The sequence below is a fragment of the uncultured Aquimarina sp. genome (assembly GCF_947492405.1).
Lineage (GTDB): Bacteria > Bacteroidota > Bacteroidia > Flavobacteriales > Flavobacteriaceae > Aquimarina.
The window spans coordinates 539,666-566,600 of sequence record NZ_CANLMP010000003.1 but is presented as its reverse complement, the minus strand read 5'-3'; the positions used below and the strand labels follow the sequence as shown (position 1 = coordinate 566,600).

The window sequence follows — 26,935 nt, the reverse complement described above, 5'->3', positions numbered from 1 at the left end:
CACAAAAGAAGAAATCATGTTCGATACACTTTCTGAAGAAACCCAATTAGTATTAGTCGTTATAGGAATAGCGTTATTATTTTTTGTTGTACGTTGGAATTCTGGACGAAACAAAAAAAAATTGTATAATAGGGATAAGAGAGATTTTAGAAAGAATTATTTTAAAAAATCAGAAAAAAGAGAAGAAACGAAAGGTTAAGAAAAGTGATCTTTCTCTAAAAACTATGAATCCGATACATATAAGGAAAGCTAAATTTGAAGAAATTGACTGGATTAATGACACTTATCAAAAATTAAGTTTCACAGTTTCTGATTTTAATAAAGAATATATAGCCGTTGCAGAATTTAATGGCTATCCATGTGGACTAGGAAGATTAGTGCCTATTGACAGCGATAATCTTGAGTTAGGAGGTATGTACGTATCAGAAGAGTATAGAAAAAAAGGTATTGCTAACGCAATTGTTCTTAACTTAATACATCAAAATAAGACTAATAAAAATATTTGGTGTTTACCTTTTGGGCATCTTAAAAATTTCTACGAAAAATTCGATTTTAAAGAGGTTAAGGAGCTTTCTAAAAAAGTTCCAACCGAAATCTTTTCTAAATACGAATGGTGTCGTAAAACATACAATAAAAAAGTACTTTTATTAGTAAAAAATAATTAGCGACTATGAAAATATATACAAAAACAGGAGATAAAGGTACTACAGCATTATTTGGAGGTACCAGAGTTCCGAAACACCACATCCGCATTGATAGCTACGGCACTGTAGATGAATTAAACTCATATATTGGATTGATTAGAGATCAACGAATAGATGAGTTAAGCAAAAACGTATTAATTAATATCCAGGATAAATTATTTACTGTTGGAGCAGTACTAGCTACTGATCCAGAGAAAGCTATACTAAAGAGTGGACAAAAACGACTGAATATCCCAACTATCTCTGCAGAAGACATAGTACTTTTAGAAACCGAAATGGATCGAATGAATGAGTTGTTACCTCCCATGACACACTTTGTATTGCCTGGAGGGCACCAAACAGTGTCATTCTGTCACATTGCACGCTGTGTATGTAGAAGAGCCGAGCGTTTAGCCACAGCGTTATATGAATTAGAGCCTTTTGAAGAGACTACTTTACAGTACTTAAACCGACTATCTGACTATCTATTTGTACTGGCACGAAAGTTGTCCAACGATTTGCAGGCAGATGAAATACAATGGATTCCTAAGAAAAATTCTTAGCCTTTTTGAAAGCCTAAAAATAAGTTAAGGGTAATACCCGAAAAATCACGTTCTTATAATTATTGTTTAAATAATTAATTTTTTACTTGACTTTTTAAACTAAAAAATTATTTTTGCAAAAAAAATTAAACCAGTAAGCATATGTATTGGACTTTAGAATTAGCATCTTATTTAAGTGATGCACCTTGGCCAGCAACCAAAGATGAGTTAATTGACTATGCAATTCGTACGGGAGCACCGCTAGAGGTTGTGGAAAACCTACAATCTATTGAAGATGAAGGAGATTCGTATGATTCTATAGAAGAGATATGGCCCGATTATCCTACTGACGAAGATTATCTTTGGAATGAGGATGAATATTAAAAAAATATTTAAATAGTATTAAAAGTCTCGCAAGAGGCTTTTTTTTTGCGTAAATTACGCCACTTTTTAAGCTAGTATATAGCCTGTAAAGTATTGTATAATATTGCCCTTGAGGCGTTGAGATTACACTATATTCCAAGAATTGGAGTTTAACTTAAAAAACCTTCGCAGGATCAATAAGTTAATCTCATTTTCAAAATTAAAGTCTCATAAAAAAACACATAACCATAAACCATGGGAGTTTTAGATTCGGTATTAAAAGTATTTGTTGGAGATAAATCCAAAAAAGATATAAAAGAAATCCAACCAAAGGTTGAATTGATCAAAAAGCAAGAACAAGCTATCGCAGCACTTTCTGATAATGAACTACGTGCCAAAACATTAGAGTTTAAAAACATTATCAATGAAGCTCGTGCTGATATCAATGCTAAAATTGATACACTTACTGAAGAAGCAGATGCAACAGAAGATATCGATAGAAAAGAAGATATCTATGCAGAAATCGATAAATTAAAGAAAGATGCATATGAAGCCACTGAGAAAGCATTAAATGAAATCTTACCTCAAGCTTTTGCAGTAATAAAAGAAACTGCTAAAAGATTTGCCGAAAATGATACAATTACTGTAGAAGCTACCGCTTATGATCGCGAACTTTCTGGCGACAGAGAGCATATCACTCTAGACGGAGATCAAGCTATTTGGTCTACAAGCTGGGATGCTGCAGGAAAAGAAGTAAAATGGGATATGGTACATTATGATGTACAGCTAATTGGTGGTATCGCCCTGCACGAAGGAAAAGTAGCAGAGATGCAAACAGGAGAAGGTAAAACATTAGTAGCAACGCTTCCTGTTTACCTCAATGCATTATCTGGTAATGGTGTTCACTTAGTTACAGTAAATGATTATCTGGCACGTCGTGATAGCGAATGGATGGCACCAATTTTCCAATTTCATGGATTAACAGTAGATTGTATTGACAATCATAGACCAAACTCCGCAGAACGTAGAGCAGCATATAATGCTGATATTACTTACGGGACTAATAACGAATTTGGCTTTGATTACCTGAGAGATAATATGTCTCATGCCCCAGAAGATCTGGTACAACGACCACATAACTACGCCATCATAGATGAGGTAGATTCTGTATTAATTGATGATGCGAGAACCCCGTTAATTATTTCTGGACCAATTCCAAAAGGAGATATTCATGAATTTGATGAGTTAAAACCAAAAATCGCTGATATCGTTGGAGTACAGCAAAAATATTTAACAACAGTTCTTGCAGAAGCAAAAAAGCTGATCAAAGAAGGAGACACTAAAGAAGGTGGTTTCAAATTACTGCAGGTATATAGAGGTATTCCTAAAAACAAAGCGTTAATTAAATTCTTAAGTGAAGAAGGAGTAAAAATGTTACTTCAGAAGACGGAGAATTTCTACATGCAGGATAATAACCGTGAGATGCATAAGATTGATGCAGACCTATATTACGTGATCGAAGAAAAGAACAATCAAATCGATCTAACAGATAAAGGTGTTGATTATCTTTCTGGTAAAGAAAACCCTGATTTCTTTGTACTACCTCAAATTGGGATGGAAATTGCTAAAATCGAAGATCTTGGGTTATCCAAAACAGATGAAGCTGAAAAGAAAGAAGATCTATTTAGAGAATACAGCGTAAAGAGTGAGCGTATCCATACGTTAAGACAATTACTAAAAGCATATTCATTATTCGAAAAAGATGTAGAATATGTAGTAATGGATAACAAAGTAAAAATCGTTGATGAACAAACCGGACGTATTATGGATGGTCGTCGTTATAGCGATGGACTTCATCAGGCGATTGAAGCAAAAGAAAATGTAAAGATTGAAGATGCTACCCAGACATTTGCTACAGTAACACTACAGAATTACTTCCGTATGTATGGCAAACTATCTGGTATGACTGGTACAGCTGTTACCGAGGCCGGAGAACTTTGGGAAATCTACAAATTGGATGTGGTAGAAATTCCGACAAACAGACCTATTGCCAGAAAAGATAAAGAAGATTTGGTTTACAAAACCAAGCGCGAAAAATACAATGCAGTTATCGAAGAAGTAACTGAATTATCTCGTGCAGGAAGACCTGTACTAATTGGTACTACTTCTGTAGAAATTTCAGAGCTACTAGGTAGAATGCTTACTATTCGTAAAGTTCCTCATAACGTACTGAATGCGAAGCTTCATAAAAAAGAAGCCGATATTGTTGCCGAAGCTGGTAATCCAGGAGTTGTAACAATTGCAACGAACATGGCTGGTCGTGGAACAGATATTAAATTAAGTGACGAAGTAAAAGCTGCTGGTGGTTTAGCAATCATAGGTACAGAACGTCATGATTCTAGACGTGTAGATAGACAATTACGTGGTCGTGCTGGTCGTCAGGGAGATCCAGGTAGTTCTAATTTCTATGTATCTCTAGAAGATAACTTGATGCGTTTATTCGGGTCAGAGCGTATCGCTAAGATGATGGATAGAATGGGACTAAAAGAAGGTGAAGTGATCCAACATTCTATGATTTCTAAATCTATAGAAAGAGCTCAGAAAAAAGTAGAAGAAAACAACTTTGGTGTTCGTAAACGATTACTGGAGTATGACGATGTAATGAATGCACAGCGTGAAGTAGTATACAAGCGTAGATATCACGCCCTATATGGTGAGCGTCTTCGTGTGGATCTTGCCAATATGATCTATGATACTGCAGAGGTGATTACTGAAGGAAATAAAAATGCACAGGATTTTAAAAACTTTGAGTTTGAATTAATTCGTTACTTCTCCATGAGTAGTCCTATTACGGTAGAAGAGTTCGAAAAAATGGATGCTCAGAAAATTGCTGGAGAAGTCTATAAAGCTGCCTATGAGCATTATCAGGACAAGATGAAGCGTAATGCTGAAGCTGCATACCCCGTAATCAAACAAGTGTATGAAGATCCTGCTAGTAAGTATGAGCGTATTTTAGTTCCTTTTACAGATGGTGTAAAAAGTCTAAACGTTGCTACAAATCTGGAGAAAGCATACGAAAGTGAAGGAAAACAGTTAATTACGGATTTCGAAAAGAATATTACTTTAGCTATCATTGATGATGCCTGGAAAACTCACCTTCGTAAAATGGATGAGCTAAAACAGAGTGTACAATTAGCCGTTCATGAGCAGAAAGATCCTTTATTAATTTATAAATTCGAAGCTTTTGAATTGTTCAAATCAATGATCGAAGAAGTAAACAAGGATGTTATTTCTTTCTTATTCAAAGGAGAATTACCAACTGGTAATACTCAGGATATTTCTGAAGCACGCCAAGTACGTAGAAAAGAAAATCTAGAAACTTCTAAAGAAGAAATCCCTAATATGGATGAACGTGCTGCACAAAACAGAGCTGCAGGGCAAACACAACAACGACAACAAGTAACCGAGACTATTGTTCGCGAACAACCTAAAATTGGTCGTAATGACAAAGTTACTATCAAACACGTTATGAGTGGAGAAAACAAAACCGTTAAATACAAACAAGCCATTCCTTTAATTGAAAAAGGAGAATGGGTACTTGTGAGTGAGTAGGTTTCGAAAAATATCTATAGAAACTAAAAAAACCTGAAGCGATGCTTCAGGTTTTTTAGTTTACTTTTATATTATCCCTCTAGGCAAGTGCTCGCTTATACATTGTGAAGAATAAAAATGGTAAATATCCAATAGCAAAAACAAAAGCTCCCGCTAACAACAAAACTTCTGCTCCCATCCAATGCATAAGCTTAAATAATCCAGACAGTCCTACGATAACACCAGACACACAACCTAATATAATTTTTAATCGTTCAGAAAGCGTTTTCGCAATTGCAACTTTATATTTATCAAAAGCGAGCATTGGTACAAAAACCAATAATAGCAACAGAAAACCAGTTATAAAAAGCTTATTAGCTCCGGGATACCACAATATCTTAAAAGTGATTCCTGTAGTTAAGGTTAACGCCCCAACAAATCCAATAAAATACATTAGTTTTTTCATCATAATAATTCGTTTTGAGTTTAATAAAAAAAATGTTTTACGTTCTAGATCAATCAGTCCATTGGGTGCTAATTCTAATATAGCATCCTGTAATGATTGATCGAATGTTTTACCAGCTTTCAGCTCACTTTCTACTACACAACATAAGTGATCTAAAATATCATCTTTTAGAGCTTGTATTCTTAGACCTTGCTTATCAACAAAATCTTTAATCTTTTCTTCTTGTTCAATACTTAGTTTCATATAGCATCAAGCTTTGGAAAAACAACATTATTAAGAGTTATCATAAAATCTTTAAGCTCTTCTATATAAGACACTTTCTTCTCTTCTCCTTTTGATGTCAATAGATAATATTTTCTAACTCTTTTTCCAATATATTCTTCTTCACAAATCAACAAACCATCTTTTTTCATTTTTTGTAACGCAGGGTATAAAGAACCATCCTTTAATAATATTTTACCATCAGATCGTTCTTTTACTTGCTGAAAAATTTCATAACCGTACATTCTACCTTTTTCTGATAATAGATTAAGAATAATAACAGATAAGGTTCCTTTGAGTAGCTCTTTTGAATACATAGTTCAAATATACATAAAAATACAATACATCATAATTCTATGTATTATTTTTTAATCTTATGAAAAATATTGCTATTGATTATTACATCACTAATTTTTAGTTATTGAAATAAGAACAATAAGATGATTGAAATCACAACTATTATAGTATGTCACTATAAAACCACAACGAATGGATTCTTTTTTGAAGGTCTCTGAACTATTTTGTTAATCCAAGAAGGTAATTAGAGTAGAGAAGACAATAAATACGTTTTGAAAGAGATTATGAATAAAAATATTCTACATTTTATTAAACAAAAAAGCGGGTTCAAAATGAACCCGCCTTTTCGTTTCCCCTTTATTTCTTAATCTATTATAAATCCGTAACACTGTTTTGAGCTTCAGTAAACTTTTCTATAATTACAGAATCACCTTTACTATTTTCAAGAAGGTATACACCCACAGGTAATTGACTAAGATCTATAACATTTGTTGTTTTTGATAAAACGTGAATCGTATCCTTAACTTCGAATAACTTTAATTTATCTCCTTCTTCAAAATTTAATACCACAACAAGACTACCTTCTCTCTGGATAGTTAATTGATTTTCTTTAGGACTTATATAATCTTCAACAGTTACCTCTTCAGTAATCACATCTACATTTTCGTCCAAAGCAATGTTATCTCCTTCTTCAACAACAAACTCTTCTTCCTGTAAAATGACAGCTCCTTCAATCATTAGTTTTTCTTCCTGACGATCTATCACTATAGACTGACCTTGATTGTTCTCTAATAAGTAAGAACCAATTGGTAATTGACTTAGATCTATACGTGAATAAGATTTTGATAATATATGATCTCCAGTTTCTAGTTCAAACAATTTCAATTTATCTCCTTCTTCAAAATCAACCACTTCTACAGTTAAGCCGTCTTGATAAACTGCTAGTGCATTATTTGTATTAGCAGAAATTGAAATAGATAAAAACAGACTGAATATTAAGGTTATAACTTTCATAATTTTGGGGGCTTAGAAGTTAAAGTATTACGGTTTTACCATACAAGTATACTGTTAAAAACTTATGCTACCAACTAACAATCAGACTTTTAGATGAAATAGTCCGTATTTTCGTTAAACTACCAAAAATATGTTAAATAAAATTTAAATTATTGATTTTCAGTATATTAAAAATTGTAAGTAAACAAAAATTAAGATGAAACAATAGTTTTCATCGTCAAAAAACACACATTCCCCGTTCAGAAGCACCTTTTTAATTAAAATTGAAACTACATTCATCAGACAAAAAAGGATGAAATTTCTTGTATACTTATGATTAATTCAAAAATATTTATAAGCTAATTGCAATAATTATATCAAATCTTCAATAGTAAATTCGGATCTGGGCAGTTTTCTAAATAATACGCTAAATCCATTTTATTAGATACTCCTGGATAATCCCCCATATTTCCCTGTAAATCTTTTATAATCTGAAAGTGCAAATGTGGTGCATAATCGCCATTTACCAATGCATCCCCAAGTGTAGCCAAAACATCCCCAGTTTCAAAACACTGACCTATTTCTATATTCTCAATAGACTTTTCGGTTAAGTGTCCATATAAGGTATAAAAACTAACATCCTGAATTATGTGTTTCATAATAATCGTCGGACCATAATCTCCAAAATTCTTATTATTCTGAAAACTGTGAATGGTTCCGGCTAAGGGAACAAGTACTGAAGTTTCTGCATCACACCAAACATCTAATCCTATATGAATATTACGTTCGGTTTCTGGGTTTTGTTGATTAAAATGTTTACTTCTATTATATATACCTCGTATTTCATTATAACCTCCATAAGCTACCTTTGCTTTATTTAGCATTAAATATTCATTTATATACTCTTCAAAGGCTTTTGAAGAAGATACATCTACGACTTCTAATTTTTTATTACTTATCGATAAATCTATAAAACTATAGTGTTCTTTAGAAAATCCTGAATCAATAACAGGAATGAAACTTTGAGATAGACTTTGGATAAATTGAGGGAATGACATATTGTTCATTAGGCGCTTTTTGAAATCTTTTTTGGTTCTTTAGAAATCCAATTTTTAGGTAATTGTTTTAATAGTGCTTTTCTAAACTTATGATAATCCACAGTTATTGTATGTCTGGGCGTATCAATTTGTTTATAATGAGGATGCGTTACTTCTCGCTCACATAGTTTATTAATATTTATTGGCATTTTCCACGCATTAGTTAAGTAATTAGCTAATACTTTACTTTGTAATTCTGATCCAGGCCAAATGCATCCCAAAGGCTGAAACATTCCAATAAAAAATAAATTATGATATTCTTCGTGAAACATTTTAAGATATAATGGAACCTGACCTTTACTATAGTCAATTAAGGATGTATCAAAGAATGAATGCTTCAGTACATAACCTGTGCATGCAATAATCACATCAAAATCTTCTTTTGTTCCGTCTTTAAAGTATACTGTTTTATCATTCAGTTTTTCTATATCTACTTTTGGATGTACTTTTCCATGTCGTACTTTATATAAAAGCTCATCATTTATAGTTGGATGCGTTTCTCCAAACTTTGTTTTCACTTCCTGCAGACCATATAACTTATTCTTGCCTAACATAATATTTAGCAACCTATCATTAAACCAGCTTCGGATTTTTACCGGAAGCCAGGAAGATCTAGCTCCTACAATATCTGAAGGCAGCCCAAAAAAGAATTTAGGAATAATTCTATATCCTCTTCTCCAACTAATTGCAGTTTTCTTACTTACTCTACTGGTTTCTACGGCGACGTCACAGGCAGAATTACCTCCACCAATTACCAATACTCTTTTATCCGAAAACGGCGCTGCTTTTTTATAAGTATGAGAATGCATAAATTCTCCAGAGAATTGACCTGGATATCGAGGTATTCTAGGAACAGAATGATGACCATTACAAACTACTACATCTGTAAATGATTCCGTTCTTTCTTTTCCATTTTGTAAAATTGCAATACTCCATTCTTCACTACTAATTCGTTCACAATGTTTTACTGTAGTTTCAAATTCTATATATGGATAGAGTCCAAAGTGTCTGGCATACGCCTGAAAATATCTTCTTAACTCGTCATGAGACGGATAATCTGCTACTGTAGTATCGAAATCATCAAACGTAAAATCTTCATATTGAGATAAGGTTTTAGAACTAATGATATGAGTGGTTTCGAATACACTGGAATGGCTAATATCTTCTGAGAAAATCCAGTTACCACCGACTTCTTTATTGCGGTCATACACGACAACCTCTAAGTTTTTATCTTTTAGGTTTTTAAGCGCAGTAATGCCACTAGGCCCTGCTCCAATAATACATATTCTTCTTTTCATACTGTATGCTACCAAATGAAGTATGTAAAATAAAGAATGTATTGAAGTTTAAAAAGTATTTTATGATTTTCGATAGAAAAACGATTCAATTTACATGGAGTACATCTTATCTATCCTTCTTTTAAGTACAGTAATTTGCACCATAAATAAAACTGCAAGGAATATGATCCCGTACGTTGTGGCACTATGAAGTTTAAAACCAGCAAATGGGCTCTTAAATCCATTTAAAAATGAAAAATCCACCTTATCCAAAATCGATGTTTCTTCAGAAAAGAATGGTAGAGAAATTAATAAGCCAATAATTAATATTCCCATCACTAACCAAGTTTTTTTGGATATTAATGGTTGGTAGGTAATAGATTTATTTACTGAAGCGATCTTGATTTCACTCATCACATTTTGCAAAAAATCCACTGACGGATGTTCTGTCCCCACTTCTTTTACTAATCTCTTAATATCTTTATATTGCTCTTCCATTATTAGCATTAATTTCTGGTGAAATATGATACTTAAGTATCGAATATAGTTTTTTTCTACTACGGTATAGCTTTATTTTTATATTATCTTCTGTCAAACCAACAATTTCTTTGATTTCTTTTACGCTTTTCTCTTCAAAATAATACAGCGTTATAATTGCTGACTCTTCTTCCGGAAGCTTAAGTATACTATCTAATATAACTTGTTTTCTTTCTATATCTTGCAAATAACTTAATGCATCATTAACCGTACCTACTTCTCCTTCACTTATTTCTTCTATGAGTTCTGTAGCTACAAAACGTTTATTTTTCTTTATTACATCCAAGCTTTTGCGATAGGCAATAGTGTATAGCCAGGTAGAGAATTTAGCTTCTCCTCTATACTCAGATAAAGATTTGTAAGCCTTTATAAAGGTATCTTGTGCTATCTCTTCAGCTTCTTCCTTATTTCTGATCATTCTAAACACTATCGTGTACACTAAGCTTTGGTAACGCTCTACCAAGTTAGAAAAAGCATTTACCTCTCCTTCTAGTACCTGTTTAATATAGTATCGATCTGACTGATGGTTCATTTACACATTAGACGATACATTTTTACCTATGGTTACATCCAATTACAAAAAAGATACAAAATATTTTTTTTCAAGATTTTTTGTAACCGAGTTCTTATCTATGGCGTCATAGTAAAAAAACGAACAGTTAAATTTTTTAAATCTAAAAATTATGAGTTTTATCGAAGTACTAATACCATTATCAATATTTGGATGCATTTTTGGTGTTTTTTATTTATTTGTTACTGCCAGAAACAAAGAGCGTATGGCTCTTATTGATAAGGGAGCCGATGCATCCATATTTTATAGTAGTAAAGAGAAAAGGGTGACGCCTATTTGGAAAGTTTTTATTCTTAACTTCTCATTACTATTAATGGGTATTGGTTTAGGCATTTTTATAGCTGGAATACTACGCTATACGTTAGGAGTAGATGGTGAAGTAGCATATCCAGGAACCATCTTTTTAATGGCTGGTGCAGGATTATTTACTGGTTTTAAAATGACCAATAGTTTAGACAAATAAGCTATCCAATATTATAAAACTATAAAGACCTATCATTTCTGATAGGTCTTTCCCCCAAATTCTACTTATTCTATGATTAATAAAATAAATTTAATCTTCTAATTATATGCTACCGTATCTTCGTATTGAAGCTCTACATCAAACTTCTCTATCATAACGGCTTGTCCTCTATCGTTTTCTAATATATACTTACCAGTAGGTAATTGTGTAAGATCTACTAATTTTGTTGTCTTAGATAAAATATGAACCTTATCTACAACTTCAAATAATTTAATTTTATCCCCTTCTTCAAAATCAACTACTGTAATAAGATCTCCTTCTCTTGTTATTGATAAAGGATTAACTTCTGAAGTTAAATAATACTCTTCTAATTCTTCTTCTACACTCTTATCGTTAATCGGCATTGAATCACTATCAACTTCAACTATGTAATCTGTTCCTAATTCTTCTTCTATAAAAATATCTAAATCAGTTTTCTCAATCACTACAGATTTACCTTCATTGTTTTCCAATAAGTATTTACCAGATGGTAACTGACTAAGATCGATTTGACCTCTTGTTTTGGACAGGATATGATCACCTGTTTCTACTTCAAATAACTTAATTTTATCACCTTCTTTAAAATCTACCACAACAACAACTAATCCTTCTCTAGCAATTTCCAAATTATTATCCTCAATCCTTGCATTAAGGTTTGTGAAGAAAAGTAAGCTGAAAATAAATGCTAAAGTTCTCATTGTCTGGAATTTTTAGTTGTAATATTATTACGTGATTACCATACAATAATATTGTTAAATTATCGTTTCCCGAAAAAAATAACTAACTTTTAGATCAAACGTTTTTGATTTTCGACCAATGACACAAAAAAGTTAATTTCTACAGTTTTAAACACCTAAACTACTGATTATCAAATCTTTATTTTTTTAAAAATTATTAAAACATAGATTAAACGCACAATATGTTAGACAAACAAACCAAAAAACGTTTTTCTTACAATTATAGTTTTCTTAAAAAAACATTAATACCTAGTGTAATATGTGAATAAAATTAACAGTTTAGTGGTAATTTACTTACACAAATATGTGTTTTCTAGTCTATAATCATTTAACAAAAAACTCTGGATCGATTCGTTTCTCGACAATTACTTTTCGTCCATTTTTATCAATTAAAAGATATTTCCCAGCTGGAAGCTGGCTTAGATCGAAGATTCCTCGTTTAGTTTTGTAGGTAATAATCTTACCTGTTCTTAACTCGAATAATTTGACTTTGTCCCCATCTTTAAAATCCACTACAGTAATAATGTTTCCATTACGGCTAACGATGAGGCTTTCGTCATTCCCATTATTTCCAAACAAAACTGTAGCACACATTAAAGAAAAAATTAGTAATAATTTTTTCATAAGCTACTTAAAATTAGATTGATATGATTTGTATTTTCCCACTTTAAATTTACCACAAAAAGAGAGTGATAAAAAGAGTCTTAAAGATTTTTAGCTTAAGTTTTTCTATATCCGACGAAATGCACAAATAGATATTACGAAAATTTAAAAGTGTAATCCTATATTTACAAGAAAAAACATTTATACAGGTAAAATTGGCCAATAAAAAAAGCCCTACTAAACTGATTAGCAGAGCTTTTCAATAATTAACACATTATTATAAAAAATTATTGTAGTATGATATCGCTATACTTAGCGTTTATTGTAATTACTTTATCAGTATCTCGAGTTTTGTTAAACCCATTTACAAATACATTCCCAAAATTTCTTCTTGCATTTGCCTCCATAGTTTTAGGTATAGAGATCCTACTTTGTACACCGCTATAAGCTATATTAAAAGCAGCCTCAGGAAGGTTTAACTTAAAATCACTATTCTCTATTGCTAAATCCAGCGTAGAAAATGATTCCGAAAGATTTGCAACTGTAATTGCTCCAAAACTTCCAGAGATTGCTGCATTCTCTTCTAATTCCTGAATAAAAATATTACTAGAGTCTGCATTTATTCTAAGATTCTTAGCATTCTGAATTCTGCAATTTTTCACATAATTAACAGCCAATCTACCATTATTCCATTGTTTAATAAGTACAGGAGAATATGAAGTTCTTATAAATGTACGATCTCCATCTATTACATTAGCTTCCAGACTAGTATGAGACAAAGAGGCAATCATATTGATTGTTTTTTCTGCTAATTTGACATTACCATGTCTAATATTCAGTTTAAGCAACGCCTCTTTTGGTAATCTAACCTTTACAATCCTATTTATGGCTCCGGAATTATTCATTCTAGAACTATATCTATATACCGTAACATTAGATCCATTTGTTTGAGTTATTTCTAAATCTCCTGAAAATTGAGAAGCCCAAGCTTGCATTCTTCGAGCAAATTCTTCTCCTGCCCAATCCTGAGAAGTAATTGATCCATTCGATTGGATTTGCGAAGTATTTTTATTTAATTCTTTTGTCCAATTTTTTACAACACTTTCATAATTATCGCCAAACTTTTCCTTAATCTGGTCTCCCCACTGCTGGATATATTTTTCCTCATTTTCCTTAAACTTATTCGTATCAAAATTCATACTTGCCAAGTTTTCAGACAATGCACTTGGCATTGGGTTGTTTTTCATATTCTTTAGAATAGGTCTTAACATATCCGAAATAACAGGCTCCAACCTTCTGAATTCTGGTAAATCAGCGTTCTTTGTATTAGAGGCGGATACATTTCCTGACCAAAAGTTACCAGTAATAGAATTTATGGTAATTTCGCGACTATTACCCAATGCTTCTATTCGCCAGTTTTGCAAGAAACGTTCTTTATTGTCTTCTGTAATATCATCACCTTCGATATATGCTTCTATTTCCACGGAATTTTTATTCCAAGTTTCGAAAACAACTTCTGTATGACTGGTATTAAGATGAACTGTAACATCCTTATTTACTACAAACTTCTCACTCAATTTATCTTGTCTATTCTGTGCAAGTACTCCAGAAAAACATACTAGACTAAGTGTAATAATATTAAGCTTGTATATCAATGTAATTTTCATTTTCAATTTTTTCTAATTCTTTTAGTTTGTCTTTTAGTCTTTTTAAAAGGGAGAGTCTAAGCGTTAAATTTTCTATCATCGCTTCAGCACTCTGTACATTAGGCCCCACTTCTATCAATTCTTTATTAAGATCTAAATATTCTTTATTTAGGTTCTCTAATCGTTTCATAAAGCTTTCTACCAAATCTCTGTTAGAATCATCTACATTGATCTGAGATAATTGAAATTTTATCCCTGTCAATAAATAGTTCTCTGCTTCTTCATACTCCGGAAACATCTCAGCCAATGACGAAGTCTGCTTAGTTAACACAACAGTAGCATTCTTTGATTCTTGTGCATCGACATCAACAACCTGAGTTCCATCTATACCATTATTCCCAAACTCATTAAAAGCTAACATGGAAACGGATAGTATTACAACTACACTCGCGGCTATTCTTAACCAACCGTAATTAAACTTTCTTGCTTTTTTAGGAAGTTCTTCTTCTAACCTAGCCATAAACCGGTTCTGGTGACCTTCTGCCAATCGTTCTGAAGGAATCTTGTTATCCTGTTTCAGCAACTCTCTAATATCCTGTCCCATCTCTCAAATGTTTTAATTGATCCTGAAGCTGTTTCTTTCCTCTATGTACTAAAGTTCTGGAAGCAACCGGTGTAATATCTAATATCTCGCTAATTTCTTTATGATCGTACCCTTCTATTAAAAATAGCATTACGGCATATTTATATTTTTCTGGTAATCTTTCTATTGCACTTTTTACCTCATCCACAGTAGTCGAATCGGACACGGACCAATCATCCATTTCCTCTACTGTACCCATGACTTGTTCATTAATAGCAACCATATTCATTTTTTTTGCTTTGAGCATATCAATACTCTTATTAATCACGATCCGTTTAAGCCATGCACCAAAAGTAACATCGCCTGTAAATTGATGGAGTTTCATAAAGGCTTTTATGAAAGACTCTTGCATAGCCTCTTCTGCCTCAAAGGGATCTTTAAGAAATCGTAATGCAACATAATACATACCATCACAGTACTTATTATAAAGCTTCATCTGCGCTTTACGATCATTAGCCCTACATTGTTCTATTAGCTCGCTCTGTAACAAACTTATCCGAATTTTGGTTAGTGATTACTTCTTTAAAACTGTTCTAATTACTATTCTCTTCTAAAGACGACTTTCAATACTTACTTGTTGCAAAATTAAAGATAAAAATATTCAAAATAACTGAAACTACTGAATATCAAAATATTAATAAAAAATTAACGCCTTATTGAGTAAGTAATTTTCGTTAATAGATACTAATAAGCAATTAATCAACACCTTAATAAAAATGTACCAACCATATAAAAATGACGATCAGAATCCAAGGGAGTTAGAGAAGGTGATTAACCTTATAAAAAACAATGTAGACTGCTCTAAAGATATCATCAATCGTATCGATACTTTTCTAGAAACAAAACAATTACCTAAATCTATATTAGATGCATTGGTAACTCAAAGAAATGCTTGTGCAGTAACTGTAATGAATTTTAATAGAGTAATTAATCGAATATAACGAACTAGTATTTTGCGGCTATTTCCTTAAATTGCTTACTCATATTCCATTTTATTATAGTAGTAGCTGTTAATATCCCACTACCCATAGCACCTCCTACTCCTACTAGTGTAATATCCTGACCGGTAAGGTATAATCCTTTTACATGCGTTCTAGGACGTAAGACTCTGGTTCGATAGCGTTCGGGAGCATGAGTAACACCGTAAATTTCTCCTTGACTATAATTACTAAATTTTCGAGTGGAAACCGGAGTAGAAACTTCGGTGTGAATAATATGTTCGTCTATATGTGGATATAATTCTTTTAATAATGACAATCCTTTAGTTTTAAACCTTTCTTTGATCTTTTCATATGCTTCTCCTCTATTTAACCAAGGCTCATCTTCATATTCACTAAAATCCTCATACCAAGCTCTACCTATCAGTTGTATGGTTGCCTGATTCGGATGTTCAGATGACCAAAGACTATCTTTAGCGGATGGGAATGATATATAAGCAAATGTTAATTTATCATTTGACAAATTCTCTTTATCATTAAGAATACTATCTGTATCCTTATCGGTATACCACCAGATATTATATTTTGGTAGTTTTAACTCTTGATCGCTTTTATTAAGCCCAATATACAGACAAAGGTGACAGGTAGAAGGGTTAATTTTCTTAAAATCAACATGTTTTTTCTTATTAACAGATGGGTCAAGTAATTTTTGAAACGTATTCTGAGCTCCTGCATTACTTATAACTCTTTTGCAAGCATACTCATTACCGTTAATTAATAACCCTTTTACAGATCTACCCTTAGTAATGATTTTTTCTACTTTTGCCTTAATAAATACCTGAACTCCTAGTGATTCTAAATTATCAACAATAGTTTCATGGATACGATTAGCACCTCCTCTTGGGTAATAGCCTCCTTCCATAAAATGATTGATCACAATACAATGTGAGGCAAAACTACTTTCTTTAGGAGATAATCCATAGTTCCCACATTGAGCACATAATACCGCTATCAACTCCTGATTATCTGTTATACGACTAAGAACCTCATAAGTTGTTTTACTAGCAATTGGTTTTTGTATCCTTCTGAATAATGGTCCTAGTAGTATACTTAACAAACTTGGAAAAGCCTTTTGCATAAAATACAAAAGGTTTTTTTTAGTTGACTTTTGTAACAACTTTAGATATTTATCAATTGCCACTTTATCATTTGGAAAATATTCGTAAAACTTCTTCCTAAAATTTTCTTTACCACCAACGAATTCAAACTTACGACCTTCGATATATGCTACATCGTAAGGATCCCCCATTGGATCCCATTCTAATTTATTATCTGACAAATAATTAAAAATTCTTCTTAATCCCGAATTCTCTTTCATATTCCCCACATAATGGACTCCTACATCCCAAACCAAGCCTTTACGTCTTTTGAAAGTATGCGTAAATCCACCAGGCGTATAGTGCTGTTCTAACACTACAACTTTTTTTCCTGCTTTGGCTAGAAAAACAGCGGTACACAGACCTCCAACTCCTGAACCAATGATCACGTAAGTATCATCCGTAAATATAATATCTGAAGTAAATTTTTTATAGGATTTTTCGACCATAAACCAGGAGTAAGAGCTCAAAAGTAAGCAATTATATGTACTTTCATAGGCAAAATAAATTATCTTTAATCATCAAATCTCAAGACATGTCAAAGCTTCTAAAAAGATCTCTCATCATTATTATCGGAATAGTAGTTATTGGTGTTGCAGGAAGATCTATACTAAGATCTAATACTAAAAAACATAGTCCTGAGCAGACAATAACACATAAAAGTAGAGAAGCTAATTTTACCATTTTTTACAATAGACCTTTTAAAAAAGAAAGAGTAATTTTTGGAGATTTAGTTCCTTTTGATCAAGTATGGCGAACTGGAGCCAATGAAGCTACAACCTTTACTACTGATAAAAACATTCTTGTGGATGGCACCGAATTGGAGGCCGGCACATATAGTTTATGGACAATTCCGGGTGAGAATTCATGGAAAGTTATTTTTAATAATCGTGAATATGATTGGGGTGTAAATTTCACAGATGGAAAGCCTTCTCATAAGCCCGAATATGATGTCTTAACTATAGAGGTTCCGGTTCAGCGATTACTCAATGTTGTCGAACAATTTTCTATTTATTTTCAGGAAGCCAATGATTTTACGATTATGTATCTGGCATGGGATCAAACTGCAATTGCAGTTCCCATAAAATTAAAATAGATCTTTTTCTCTTTGTAATACCTGAAATAATAACAAGTTTACTCAAATGAATTTATAAATTTGTTGTAAAGATACATTGTGAATAAAAATGATATGGAACATCAGGATCAATCTTCTAAAATACCTTCTGGAACTAATCAGGATGCTATTGATCGATTTAAAAAATTACAACAGAAAGAGGTTTCCATACCCGATATATTCCAAGGGATTGTTTCCAAAAGCACCACATCTTTAAGTAAAGGAATCACTCTAGTAGAAAGTACTCAGGAAAAACATCGTAAAAAAGCGCAAGAGCTTATAGAAAAATGTTTACCTCACTCAAATAACTCTATAAGAATAGGAATTACTGGGGTTCCAGGTGTAGGCAAAAGCACTTTTATCGAAGCTTTAGGCAATTTACTTATAGAAAAAGGTAAAAAGGTAGCCGTATTAGCAGTAGATCCTAGTAGCACCATTTCTAGAGGTAGTATCTTAGGGGATAAAACCAGAATGGAATCATTAGTAAGATCCCCTGAAGCTTTTATCAGACCTTCACCTTCGGGAAGTTCTTTGGGAGGTGTAGCTCAAAAAACTCGTGAGTCCATTATTCTCTGTGAAGCTGCAGGATATGATGTGATTATTATTGAAACAGTTGGGGTTGGTCAAAGTGAAACTGCTGTGCACGGAATGGTTGATTTCTTTCTTTTATTAAAATTAGCTGGAGCGGGTGATGAATTGCAAGGAATAAAAAGAGGTATTATAGAAATGGCTGATGCGATCGTTATTAATAAAGCTGATGGAGATAACCTAAAACGCGCTCGAGAAGCTAAAAATCAATTTAGAAAAGCATTACATTTATATCCTTTGGCAGAAAGTAGCTGGTCACCAGAAGTACTTATGTGCAGTGCACTTAAACATACCGGTATAGAAGAAGTTTGGGAGTTAATTTTACGATATCTAGAAGTTTCTTCTAACAATGGTTACTTTGAAAAAAATAGAATCCAACAAAATAAATTTTGGCTATTGCAAACTATAGAAGAACAGCTAAAAAGCTCTTTTTATAATCAACCTACGATCCAAAAAGCTTTATTAAATCAAATCGAAGCTGTACAACAACATAAAATTACACCGTTTGCAGCTGCTAGATATTTATTATCACTTAATAAATAAGTTTTGTAAGAAAAGTAAAACGGCATCATAACTTAATTTATAATGCCGTGTTTAAACTATTACTTATAATTGATTATATACTTTATTCTTTTACAATTCTAATTACTCCGTCAACACTTTCTGTTGTAATAGACATAAAATAAACTCCTCTTGTTAAATCAGAAATATCAATTGCCTTTTCGATAGTAATATCTGAAAGATCAATTGCCTTTAACATTCTACCATTAATGTCATATATCTCAGCTTTTATTAAATTGATATTTGTTAGTTTTCTTAAATTAACAATCCCATCCGAAGGAACTGGATATACGCTTATATTTTTAGATATAAACTCATTATCTGCAACTGATAATGTAGTTTGAGCACAATTAAATAGTGTAATTTCATCAATATACCAACCAAACAATCCATTACAACCATCAGTTCCCATTTCGAATCGAAATTGAATAGTAGAATTATCGTTTACTCCAATAGAGGATAAATCAATCAAACTTCTTCCCCAGCTTCCCGTATTCGAACCTTCATCTGCACCAGTAAAAGCACTTTCACCCTGAAGTGGATTATCATTTCCTTCTGCAGTTGTTTTTAATGTATTATTATAAGGACTTTCACTAAATGCTGTTAGCGGTATTAGGGTCCAAGCTCCTCCATCTAAACTATACTTAATATTACCGCCATCCCATGTAGCTTCTGTAGCTACTAAATGGTTAAATGCCAACTCAAAAATACCTCCTTCAGGAACTACCGGAATGTTTATAACTGGACTCTGTAGACGTATAATACCGTTTTGAAAGTTGATTCTACAATCACCATTAATAGGGTCCGAACCAAATATACCTTGTCCTTCGCGTCCGTTTGGAAGAGAAGATTCTAAAACCCAGTCTCTTGGTTCCCAATCGCTAGCGTTTTCAGGAAGTTGCTCCATTATCCATCCAGCAGTTCCTGATTCCCAATCTTCAAAAAAGATAGCATTCGTTAATGCATTATCACAAAGGCTAATCCCCGAATTAGATAATAATGGTTCATAACCACAGTTATTTGGCGTTCTTAGTTCTACTGCCAATACTGCTTTCTCTACTTCCAACACATCTGCCGCAGTAATAATTTCTCCAGAAACCCCAATTGGAGTCGTGGTAGAAAGACCTTCTAGATCAATACCTATAAGATCCGTAGCAGAAGCTTCAATTGCATCAGCCAAGTTTTCAAAATTACTTATAAGTGTTAAATAATTACTTTGAGCTCTCCAAAATATATGGGCAGCTTTTGTTAATCCAATAGCATTAATAGTTTGTCCATTAAATGTTCCTCCATCAACCAGTAATGCATACATATGATTAGGGATCCCAGAATTAATATGAACACCTCCACTATCAGCAGTACCACACAGATAATTAAAATCTATTACTTTTCCTGGATCTCCTTCACAATTAGGATTCCACATATCTCTAATAGCGCCCCCAAAAGCAGAAGCATCTTCGCCCATCATCCATCTTAATGAGGTATCACAACCTGTACGAAGTGAAACATCTTCTCCTTCGTCTCGATAATCATTTAACAAATCAACAGTCTCTCCCCAGATATCAGAAAATGATTCATTAATAGCACCTGATTCATATGCATAGATTAAATTACTGGTATATTCGGTATAAGCGTGTCCCCACTCGTGTGCGACTACATCATCAGCTGCAGTACCTGTGCAATAATTAGCCGATACGCCATTCCAATTTGCATTGGGGCAACTTATATTCGGATTATTATTAATAGTTATCATCTGCGCATCTTGTCCATCATAAGAAAGATATCCAAAAGCGTTTTTGAAAAAATTATAGGTATGCTCTGCTGCTGCTAATTCAGTTTCTTGCCACTGATCTAATGTACCTGGAAAAGCGTCTCCCTCTTGCCAAACGAGATTGCTTGTGTTTTCTTCATACAACACTCTATCAAGAGCATGTGCTATTCCGGTTATTTGTTCTACTATTTCACCTGTCTGTGCATTTATAAAAACATACTCCCTAACATCATTATCATTTCTTACTTCTATATGATATACCAGAGAAAGTGGTCCAGCACCTCCTTTGATCAAATCTTTTTGATAGATACAAAGTGTATTTTTATTTACTTTTAATTCGGCTCCTGATTTATTTAATCCTTGACTTCCTATCGCAGAAAGTGCAATAGAATTTGATTCTGATTCACTCAAAGCCGGAGTTGTATTCAATTTAATAGTTGGTACAACTTTTCCATTTATTGAAGTAATATTTTTGTTTGAGTCAAAATGAAATCTTAGTTCTCCTCCATAAACTGGAACCCCATTATATTGTTGTTTTAAGATAACATGATCTAAACCATAATTATCTTTTTTAGTTTTTTCTATAACCAATGAATGTTCAATAGATTCAATATTATAAAGAGATTTGAACTCTTTCAAAAAATTTATTGTCTTCTGCTCAAGAGTTGCCCCTTTTACTTTCATGGTTTTTTCTGCAGGAAACTTTACAAATTCTGCTAATCCAGAATTTTTATTGATTGTTAAGACAGCGTTAGTTTCCTGCTGTAATTTTGCAATTGATTTTTGAGTATTCTGCGCATTTATTAATGCAGAACTCAATACCAAGACCATTGACAAAATAGTTTTTACAGTAATTTTTAATTTCATAGTTTGCTTATTATTGTTGAGTTAGATATTATATAAGAAAAGTCTATTAACATATTATTAATAAACAAGTGAAAATAAATAAACCCTAAAAGTAGTTTTATTTATTTTCGTTTTACTCAATGATTTCTCTTTTCTTTTTTATATCTATTGTATCCAAAAAAAGTTGAAGATTTCAGGAAAAACCCAATTTAAAAAAAACAATATATCCTTATCCACTAGTATAAGTAAGTTTATCTCTAGAAGTATTCTTACGGCAATAAACTTAAAAATACCGGGCTACATGAAATTCGAGAATTAATTTTACGAGATTATGAAGTTTCCTCTGACAATCAATGGTTAATTTATACCAAAAAAAGCTATCAGTCATCAAGATCCGTACTTTCTGCTACCTGCTCATTTGTCACGGTAACAGGAATATCTGTATCCGATGTATTATCGTCATAATCTTGCATCACACCAGCAAGGCGCTCGCTTATTTTTACCAAATAAATAGTATCGTCGGTTTTTACCTCTACCGCTTCAATACTGTCATTATGATGATTTTTAAAATAAATAATATCCCGGTCTGAGTAGCCATCAGGAAATTTTTCTACTAAAAGATTCAAAATATCTTTGTTCAATTTTTTGTAGTCAACAATTACTCTTTTCATAGTGCGCAGATTTAGTTGGTTACTTCACTAATAAATAGTAAAAAAGATTTTATTATATGTTATTTTACACAATACACTTTGAAGCTTTTTCCTTGGTATGCTTCAAATAATTTTCTTTGATATTACGATACATTATTAACTACTACAATTTAAAATAAAAAAATCAAATTTTTAATAAATAAACTTCAAAAAAAGTAGGCGTTTGCCTTATACTCCAAGAAGATAAAAGTTAAAAGTAAATTCTAAAATCATATCATAGTTATCTACTCAATAATAAGCTGTTTTTTACGTTATGAGTAGTCATATAACTATGATGCATCAATTATTACAAAAAAGATGGATTAAGTGGCCATTAATTGTCTTAGGAAGCTTTTTTTTAGTCTTTATTATTTTTTATGGAAGTATTTATTTTGGTTTTTGGGGGAAAATCCCAAGCAAGAATGAATTAAGTTCTCTAAAACAGGCTGAAGCTACTCAAGTACTAGATAAAGATAACCGTCTGATTGGTAAATATTTTGTCTATGACAGACAACCTATTGTTTATGAGGATCTTCCTAAACATCTAATCGATGCCTTGATTGCTACTGAAGATGTTCGATTTTATGAGCATGATGGTGTAGATAATGTAAGTTTGCTTAGAGTATTTTTTAAAACAATTTTATTTAGGGATAAATCTTCTGGAGGTGGAAGTACAATTACACTTCAGTTAGTAAAAAACATTTTTGGAAGAAAAGATTATGGAGCTTTTAGCATTGTCGTTAACAAACTCAAAGAATCTATTATAGCCAAACGTATTGAAGATATATATAGTAAAGAAGAAGTTCTTACTCAATACTTCAACACGGTCCCATTTCCTGACAACACATATGGAATAGAGAGTGCTTCACAAAAGTTTTTTAATAAATCTACTAAAGAACTTACCTTATCAGAAGCCTGTACATTAATTGGTAGTTTAAAGGCCAATCATAGCTACAATCCAAGACTTTTTCCAGAGCGTAGCCAGTTAAGAAGAGATGTTGTTTTGCAACAAATGACAAAATATGAATACATTACTCAAGATGTTTCTGACCGAATAATGAACCAAAACATTGTTTTGGATTATCAATATTTTAATCATGATCTTGGGTTGGCTCCTTACTTTAGAGAAGAAGTAAAAAAAGAACTTAATGAGATCTTAAAAAAATATAAAAAAGCCGATAGCAGTGTATATGACATCTACAAAGATGGATTAATCATCCATACTACCCTGGATTATAAAATGCAATCATTAGCAGAAGAAGTAATGAAAGAGCATTTACAAAGTTTGCAAAAAACATACGAAAAAGAATATGGTAAAAAAGCTCCCTGGAAAATAAATACAAATTTGATCGATAATGCATTGAAACAATTACCGATTTACCAAAAATATAAAGAACAAGGTCTTAGCCAAAAACAGATTACAGATTCTTTTTCAATAAAACGAGAGATGGAACTATTCGATTGGCAAGGAAACATCACTAAAAAGGTTTCTACCAGAGATAGTTTACAACATTATCTAAAGTTTCTAAACTCAGGGATGATCGCTATTGATCCGTCTAACGGAGCAGTCAGAGCATATTTGGGAGGTATTGATTATAGGTATTTTAAATATGATCACGTATCCCAGAGTAAAAGACAAGTAGGCTCCACTTTTAAACCATTTGTATATACCGCAGCGATAGAAAATGGTATGAAACCATGTACTTATTTTCCATTAAAAGAAGTGACCTATACCAACCTAAAAGATTGGACACCAAAAAACGCATCCGAAGAAAAAGACCCTTATCTAAACTACAACTTAGAAACGGCTTTAAGTAATTCTGTAAATACAATTGCCGTAAAAGTAATAGGTGAAGTAGGTATTCCAAAAGTTTTTGATCAGATTAAGAAAATGGGGATCACTGAAGAGCTTCCTGATCAACCATCAATAGCACTAGGAACTGCCGGGATTAAAATAAAAGAATTGGCTGGAGCTTATGCCAGTTATGCGAACAATTCTAAAGGAGTTCGACCATTTTATATTACTAGAATAGAAGATAAACAGGGTAATATCATAGCTTCGTTTGAACCAGAGATATCAGAAGAACCGGCTTTTAGTGATTATACAAGACAAGTGATATTAGAAATGATGAAATCCACAGTCGATAAAGGTACAGCAACTAGATTAAGAACCACCTATGGTCTTAAAAATGATATCGCAGGAAAAACCGGCACTACTCAGGATAATAAAGACGGTTGGTTTGTGGGAATTACGCCAAAACTTGTTACGGTAACCTGGGTTGGTAATGACAATTATGCTATTGGATTTAAAACAACAGCCCAAGGACAAGGTGCTAACTCCGCCTTACCTATTTTTGGTAAGCTTTATCAAAAGATGAATGAAAACCCGGATTTTGATACTATTACTAAAAGTAGTTTCGAAAAAACATCAAATAACGTTTTAGAAGATCTGGATTGTCAACCAGAAAAACGTGATAATTTCCTGAAAAGGCTTTTTAGTAAAAAGAAGAGAAAGAAGAAATTCAAAAATAGGTGAAACCTAAAAAATAAGTTAAGGATACACTAGGTAAGCTATTATGAATGTTAATGAAATCTAACCAAATAAAAATGAAATCATATATCTACATTTATTGTTTTTTATTAGTTGTGTCTATTATAAAAACTTCTGCTCAGGAGTGCAATAATGATATACATACTGGTGAGGGTACATTTTATGATGGTGTAGCAGGAGGTGTTTTTGGTAATTGTTCTTTACCTGTGGCCACAGGAGATTATATGCATTGTGCTTTAAACAATATTGATTATGACAGCAGCAATGCTTGTGGATCTTGTATCGAAGTAACCGGAATAAAAGGAAGTGTTATTCTAAATGTAGTAGATCGCTGTCCGGAGTGTGCTTCTGGTGATGTAGATATGACAATGGATGCCTTTGCTATGATTGCTGAAGTTATTGACGGCAGAGTACCAATATCCTGGAAGTTTGTACCCTGCGAAACAATGCTTAATGGCGAAACTATCAAAATTAATTTTAAAGAAGGTTCCAGTGAATTCTGGACAGCTATCCAATTTAGAGATATCAATCACGCAATCTCTAAAATGGAGTATCAATTACCCGACAACACATGGAAAAATACGAATAGAGAGTTATATAATTTTTTTATAGAAACTTCTGGAATTCCATCACCAATGAATCTAAGGATAACTTCAATTTTGGGAGAAGAGCTGATCTTTGAAAACATCGTACTGAACCTAAACGAAGATTTTGATACCGGACTTCAATTCTCTACTCCAGAAGAATGCAATCAAATACTTTCTATACCAGAATTGAATACCTCTGGAGAAATAATGCTATATCCCAATCCTACATCAAGTATTATACATCTCACAGAAAACGCTCGTAAATGGAAATTAGTAAACAGTTCTGGAAAAACATTAGATCAAGGCTTTGGAAAAGAAATAGACATATCATCTTATAGTAATGGCATATATTATCTTTTATTAGAAGAGAAAAAGACTATGAAAATAGTTAAACGATAATGAAAAGGACAGTTAACAATTTTAAGTTACATATTTTTTAACCAAAAAAGTATGTAGTCTGTATGCTCCTACTCCTAAAAGGATACCAATAGCCATACCAGTAATAATATCTCCAGGATAGTGAACACCAACATAAATTCTACTATAACTAACAACAATTGACCAAACTACCATAAATGGAAAGATATATTTCAATCTTTTTTGTAAAGCTAATCCTGTAAAAAACGCCAATGCCATCGAGCTTGCGGCATGCGCAGAAAAATATCCATGTCGCCCACATCTTTCGGCAATAAATCGAGTAAACTCTCCAACACCTTCTGCTCTACAAGGTCTAGGCCTCATAAATAGTACGTTTTTAAATAAGTTTGATAACTGATCTGATGCAGCTATTAAAGCAGCCACAATAACAAGAGTGATAATAGTTCCTTTAATTCCGAAATATTTATAGAAAAAATATAAAAGTAAAACATACAATGGAATTTGGTATAGTTTCTCGGTCATGAATAACCAAAAACCATCCCAGAAAGGGGAACCCAAATTATTAAGATATAAAAACAGTTCCTTATCTAATTGTATTAATTCTTCCATACACTATTAAGTAATTACCATATCAATTTAAAAACAGTAAATTATCATTACTCTTCATAACGTTCTATCTCACGATCATAAAAATCATTTGCTTCTTGAAATAAGTTCTCGGCTTCGCTTTCTAATTCTTTTTCGTCACTTTTATCGAATTCTTCCAACCACTCTACTTCATCGTTCTGTAGATTTATAATAAATCTGGGGAATTCGGTATGTATTACAAAAATGGCGTCTGGATAATCTGTATTATCACCTAATAAGAATTTTGGAAAACTCATATGCTAAAAAATTATGTTAAGCAAAGCTACGAAGTTTACATTCAAAGTAGCAAAAACAGATA

General features: G+C 32.5%; 28 protein-coding genes. 11 read left to right on the top strand and 17 right to left on the bottom strand.

Annotation, left to right across the window (positions count from 1 at the left end):
- Positions 1-16 precede the first annotated feature (16 nt).
- The 5 genes from Q0829_RS13940 to secA all read left to right on the top strand — a co-directional run bounded on the left by Q0829_RS13940 (position 17) and on the right by secA (position 5,200).
- The gene (locus tag Q0829_RS13940; protein WP_298543972.1) at positions 17-199 is read left to right on the top strand and encodes a hypothetical protein; all 183 of its coding nucleotides are present in this window, start codon (positions 17-19) and stop codon (positions 197-199) included.
- Positions 200-224: 25 nt separating this feature from the next.
- The gene (locus Q0829_RS13935) at positions 225-665 is read left to right on the top strand and encodes a GNAT family N-acetyltransferase (protein ID WP_298543970.1); all 441 of its coding nucleotides are present in this window, start codon (positions 225-227) and stop codon (positions 663-665) included.
- Positions 666-670: 5 nt separating this feature from the next.
- Positions 671-1,246, top strand: a complete 576-nt coding sequence (locus Q0829_RS13930; protein WP_298543968.1) for a cob(I)yrinic acid a,c-diamide adenosyltransferase — start codon at positions 671-673, stop codon at positions 1,244-1,246.
- A 141-nt stretch (positions 1,247-1,387) separates the two neighbouring features.
- Complete coding sequence (locus tag Q0829_RS13925; RefSeq protein ID WP_006989959.1) at positions 1,388-1,609, top strand: DUF2795 domain-containing protein; 222 nt, start codon at positions 1,388-1,390, stop codon at positions 1,607-1,609.
- A gap of 234 nt (positions 1,610-1,843) precedes the next feature.
- Positions 1,844-5,200, top strand: a complete 3,357-nt coding sequence (gene secA / locus Q0829_RS13920) for a preprotein translocase subunit SecA (protein WP_298543965.1) — start codon at positions 1,844-1,846, stop codon at positions 5,198-5,200.
- A 79-nt stretch (positions 5,201-5,279) separates the two neighbouring features.
- Here the strand turns inward: secA and Q0829_RS13915 are convergent, their stop codons facing one another.
- The 7 genes from Q0829_RS13915 to Q0829_RS13885 all read right to left on the bottom strand — a co-directional run bounded on the left by Q0829_RS13915 (position 5,280) and on the right by Q0829_RS13885 (position 10,639).
- Complete coding sequence (locus Q0829_RS13915; RefSeq protein WP_298543963.1) at positions 5,280-5,888, bottom strand: hypothetical protein; 609 nt, start codon at positions 5,886-5,888, stop codon at positions 5,280-5,282.
- Positions 5,885-6,223 carry a PadR family transcriptional regulator gene (locus Q0829_RS13910; protein ID WP_298543961.1) on the bottom strand — a complete coding sequence of 113 codons (339 nt, stop codon included), beginning with the start codon at positions 6,221-6,223 and terminating at the stop codon, positions 5,885-5,887. The genes Q0829_RS13915 and Q0829_RS13910 overlap by 4 nt, the downstream gene beginning before the upstream one ends.
- 352 nt (positions 6,224-6,575) lie before the next feature.
- Complete coding sequence (locus Q0829_RS13905; RefSeq protein WP_298543958.1) at positions 6,576-7,217, bottom strand: hypothetical protein; 642 nt, start codon at positions 7,215-7,217, stop codon at positions 6,576-6,578.
- Positions 7,218-7,573: 356 nt separating this feature from the next.
- On the bottom strand, positions 7,574-8,263 hold the full coding sequence (locus Q0829_RS13900) for a peptidoglycan DD-metalloendopeptidase family protein (RefSeq protein ID WP_298543955.1): 690 nt from the start codon (positions 8,261-8,263) through the stop codon (positions 7,574-7,576).
- Entirely contained in the window at positions 8,263-9,591 is a 1,329-nt protein-coding gene (locus Q0829_RS13895) for an NAD(P)-binding domain-containing protein (protein WP_298543951.1), read from the bottom strand. Before Q0829_RS13895 ends, Q0829_RS13900 begins: the two co-directional genes overlap by 1 nt.
- Positions 9,592-9,681: 90 nt before the next feature.
- The gene (locus Q0829_RS13890; protein ID WP_298543949.1) at positions 9,682-10,068 is read right to left on the bottom strand and encodes a hypothetical protein; all 387 of its coding nucleotides are present in this window, start codon (positions 10,066-10,068) and stop codon (positions 9,682-9,684) included.
- Complete coding sequence (locus Q0829_RS13885; protein WP_298543947.1) at positions 10,052-10,639, bottom strand: RNA polymerase sigma factor; 588 nt, start codon at positions 10,637-10,639, stop codon at positions 10,052-10,054. The genes Q0829_RS13890 and Q0829_RS13885 overlap by 17 nt, the downstream gene beginning before the upstream one ends.
- Before the next feature lie 151 nt (positions 10,640-10,790).
- Between Q0829_RS13885 and Q0829_RS13880 the strand changes: the two genes are divergently transcribed.
- Positions 10,791-11,141 (top strand): DUF6249 domain-containing protein, encoded by a 351-nt coding sequence (locus Q0829_RS13880; RefSeq protein ID WP_298543944.1) that lies wholly within the window; start codon positions 10,791-10,793, stop codon positions 11,139-11,141.
- 98 nt (positions 11,142-11,239) lie between these two features.
- On the opposite strand, the gene Q0829_RS13875 is transcribed toward Q0829_RS13880, so the two are convergent.
- The 5 genes from Q0829_RS13875 to Q0829_RS13855 all read right to left on the bottom strand — a co-directional run bounded on the left by Q0829_RS13875 (position 11,240) and on the right by Q0829_RS13855 (position 15,245).
- Positions 11,240-11,878 carry a hypothetical protein gene (locus Q0829_RS13875; RefSeq protein ID WP_298543941.1) on the bottom strand — a complete coding sequence of 213 codons (639 nt, stop codon included), beginning with the start codon at positions 11,876-11,878 and terminating at the stop codon, positions 11,240-11,242.
- A 363-nt stretch (positions 11,879-12,241) separates the two neighbouring features.
- Positions 12,242-12,541, bottom strand: coding sequence for a hypothetical protein (locus Q0829_RS13870; protein ID WP_298543938.1), 300 nt, complete (start codon positions 12,539-12,541; stop codon positions 12,242-12,244).
- Positions 12,542-12,807: 266 nt separating this feature from the next.
- A complete protein-coding gene (locus Q0829_RS13865) occupies positions 12,808-14,187 on the bottom strand; it encodes a hypothetical protein (RefSeq protein WP_298543937.1) in 1,380 nt (459 codons plus the stop codon).
- Entirely contained in the window at positions 14,159-14,770 is a 612-nt protein-coding gene (locus tag Q0829_RS13860) for a hypothetical protein (RefSeq protein ID WP_298543935.1), read from the bottom strand. Before Q0829_RS13860 ends, Q0829_RS13865 begins: the two co-directional genes overlap by 29 nt.
- A complete protein-coding gene (locus Q0829_RS13855) occupies positions 14,754-15,245 on the bottom strand; it encodes a sigma-70 family RNA polymerase sigma factor (protein ID WP_118464003.1) in 492 nt (163 codons plus the stop codon). The genes Q0829_RS13860 and Q0829_RS13855 overlap by 17 nt, the downstream gene beginning before the upstream one ends.
- Before the next feature lie 280 nt (positions 15,246-15,525).
- On the opposite strand from Q0829_RS13855, the gene Q0829_RS13850 reads away from it, so the two are divergent.
- Positions 15,526-15,750 (top strand): hypothetical protein, encoded by a 225-nt coding sequence (locus Q0829_RS13850; protein WP_298543932.1) that lies wholly within the window; start codon positions 15,526-15,528, stop codon positions 15,748-15,750.
- 4 nt (positions 15,751-15,754) lie between these two features.
- On the opposite strand, the gene Q0829_RS13845 is transcribed toward Q0829_RS13850, so the two are convergent.
- A complete protein-coding gene (locus tag Q0829_RS13845) occupies positions 15,755-17,374 on the bottom strand; it encodes an NAD(P)/FAD-dependent oxidoreductase (RefSeq protein ID WP_298543929.1) in 1,620 nt (539 codons plus the stop codon).
- Positions 17,375-17,439: 65 nt separating this feature from the next.
- Here Q0829_RS13845 and Q0829_RS13840 point away from each other — a divergent pair, with 65 nt between their 5' ends.
- Together Q0829_RS13840 and meaB are read left to right on the top strand one after the other, a co-directional pair.
- Positions 17,440-18,000, top strand: coding sequence for a DUF2911 domain-containing protein (locus Q0829_RS13840; protein ID WP_298543927.1), 561 nt, complete (start codon positions 17,440-17,442; stop codon positions 17,998-18,000).
- 93 nt (positions 18,001-18,093) lie between these two features.
- The gene (gene meaB / locus Q0829_RS13835) at positions 18,094-19,149 is read left to right on the top strand and encodes a methylmalonyl Co-A mutase-associated GTPase MeaB (RefSeq protein ID WP_298543926.1); all 1,056 of its coding nucleotides are present in this window, start codon (positions 18,094-18,096) and stop codon (positions 19,147-19,149) included.
- An 82-nt stretch (positions 19,150-19,231) separates the two neighbouring features.
- Here meaB and Q0829_RS13830 read toward each other — a convergent pair whose 3' ends face one another.
- Both Q0829_RS13830 and Q0829_RS13825 read right to left on the bottom strand, forming a co-directional pair.
- Entirely contained in the window at positions 19,232-21,805 is a 2,574-nt protein-coding gene (locus Q0829_RS13830; protein WP_298543924.1) for a M4 family metallopeptidase, read from the bottom strand.
- 359 nt (positions 21,806-22,164) lie between these two features.
- On the bottom strand, positions 22,165-22,455 hold the full coding sequence (locus tag Q0829_RS13825) for a hypothetical protein (RefSeq protein WP_366141999.1): 291 nt from the start codon (positions 22,453-22,455) through the stop codon (positions 22,165-22,167).
- 292 nt (positions 22,456-22,747) lie between these two features.
- On the opposite strand from Q0829_RS13825, the gene Q0829_RS13820 reads away from it, so the two are divergent.
- Both Q0829_RS13820 and Q0829_RS13815 read left to right on the top strand, forming a co-directional pair.
- Positions 22,748-25,009, top strand: a complete 2,262-nt coding sequence (locus tag Q0829_RS13820) for a transglycosylase domain-containing protein (protein WP_298543922.1) — start codon at positions 22,748-22,750, stop codon at positions 25,007-25,009.
- Between the two features lie 71 nt (positions 25,010-25,080).
- Positions 25,081-26,010: an expansin EXLX1 family cellulose-binding protein gene (locus Q0829_RS13815; protein ID WP_298543919.1), complete on the top strand. Its 930-nt coding sequence runs from the start codon at positions 25,081-25,083 to the stop codon at positions 26,008-26,010.
- 21 nt (positions 26,011-26,031) lie between these two features.
- Here Q0829_RS13815 and Q0829_RS13810 read toward each other — a convergent pair whose 3' ends face one another.
- The gene (locus Q0829_RS13810) at positions 26,032-26,598 is read right to left on the bottom strand and encodes a phosphatase PAP2 family protein (RefSeq protein ID WP_298543916.1); all 567 of its coding nucleotides are present in this window, start codon (positions 26,596-26,598) and stop codon (positions 26,032-26,034) included.
- Positions 26,599-26,645: 47 nt separating this feature from the next.
- Positions 26,646-26,873, bottom strand: a complete 228-nt coding sequence (locus Q0829_RS13805; protein ID WP_298543913.1) for a hypothetical protein — start codon at positions 26,871-26,873, stop codon at positions 26,646-26,648.
- Positions 26,874-26,935: the final 62 nt, after the last annotated feature.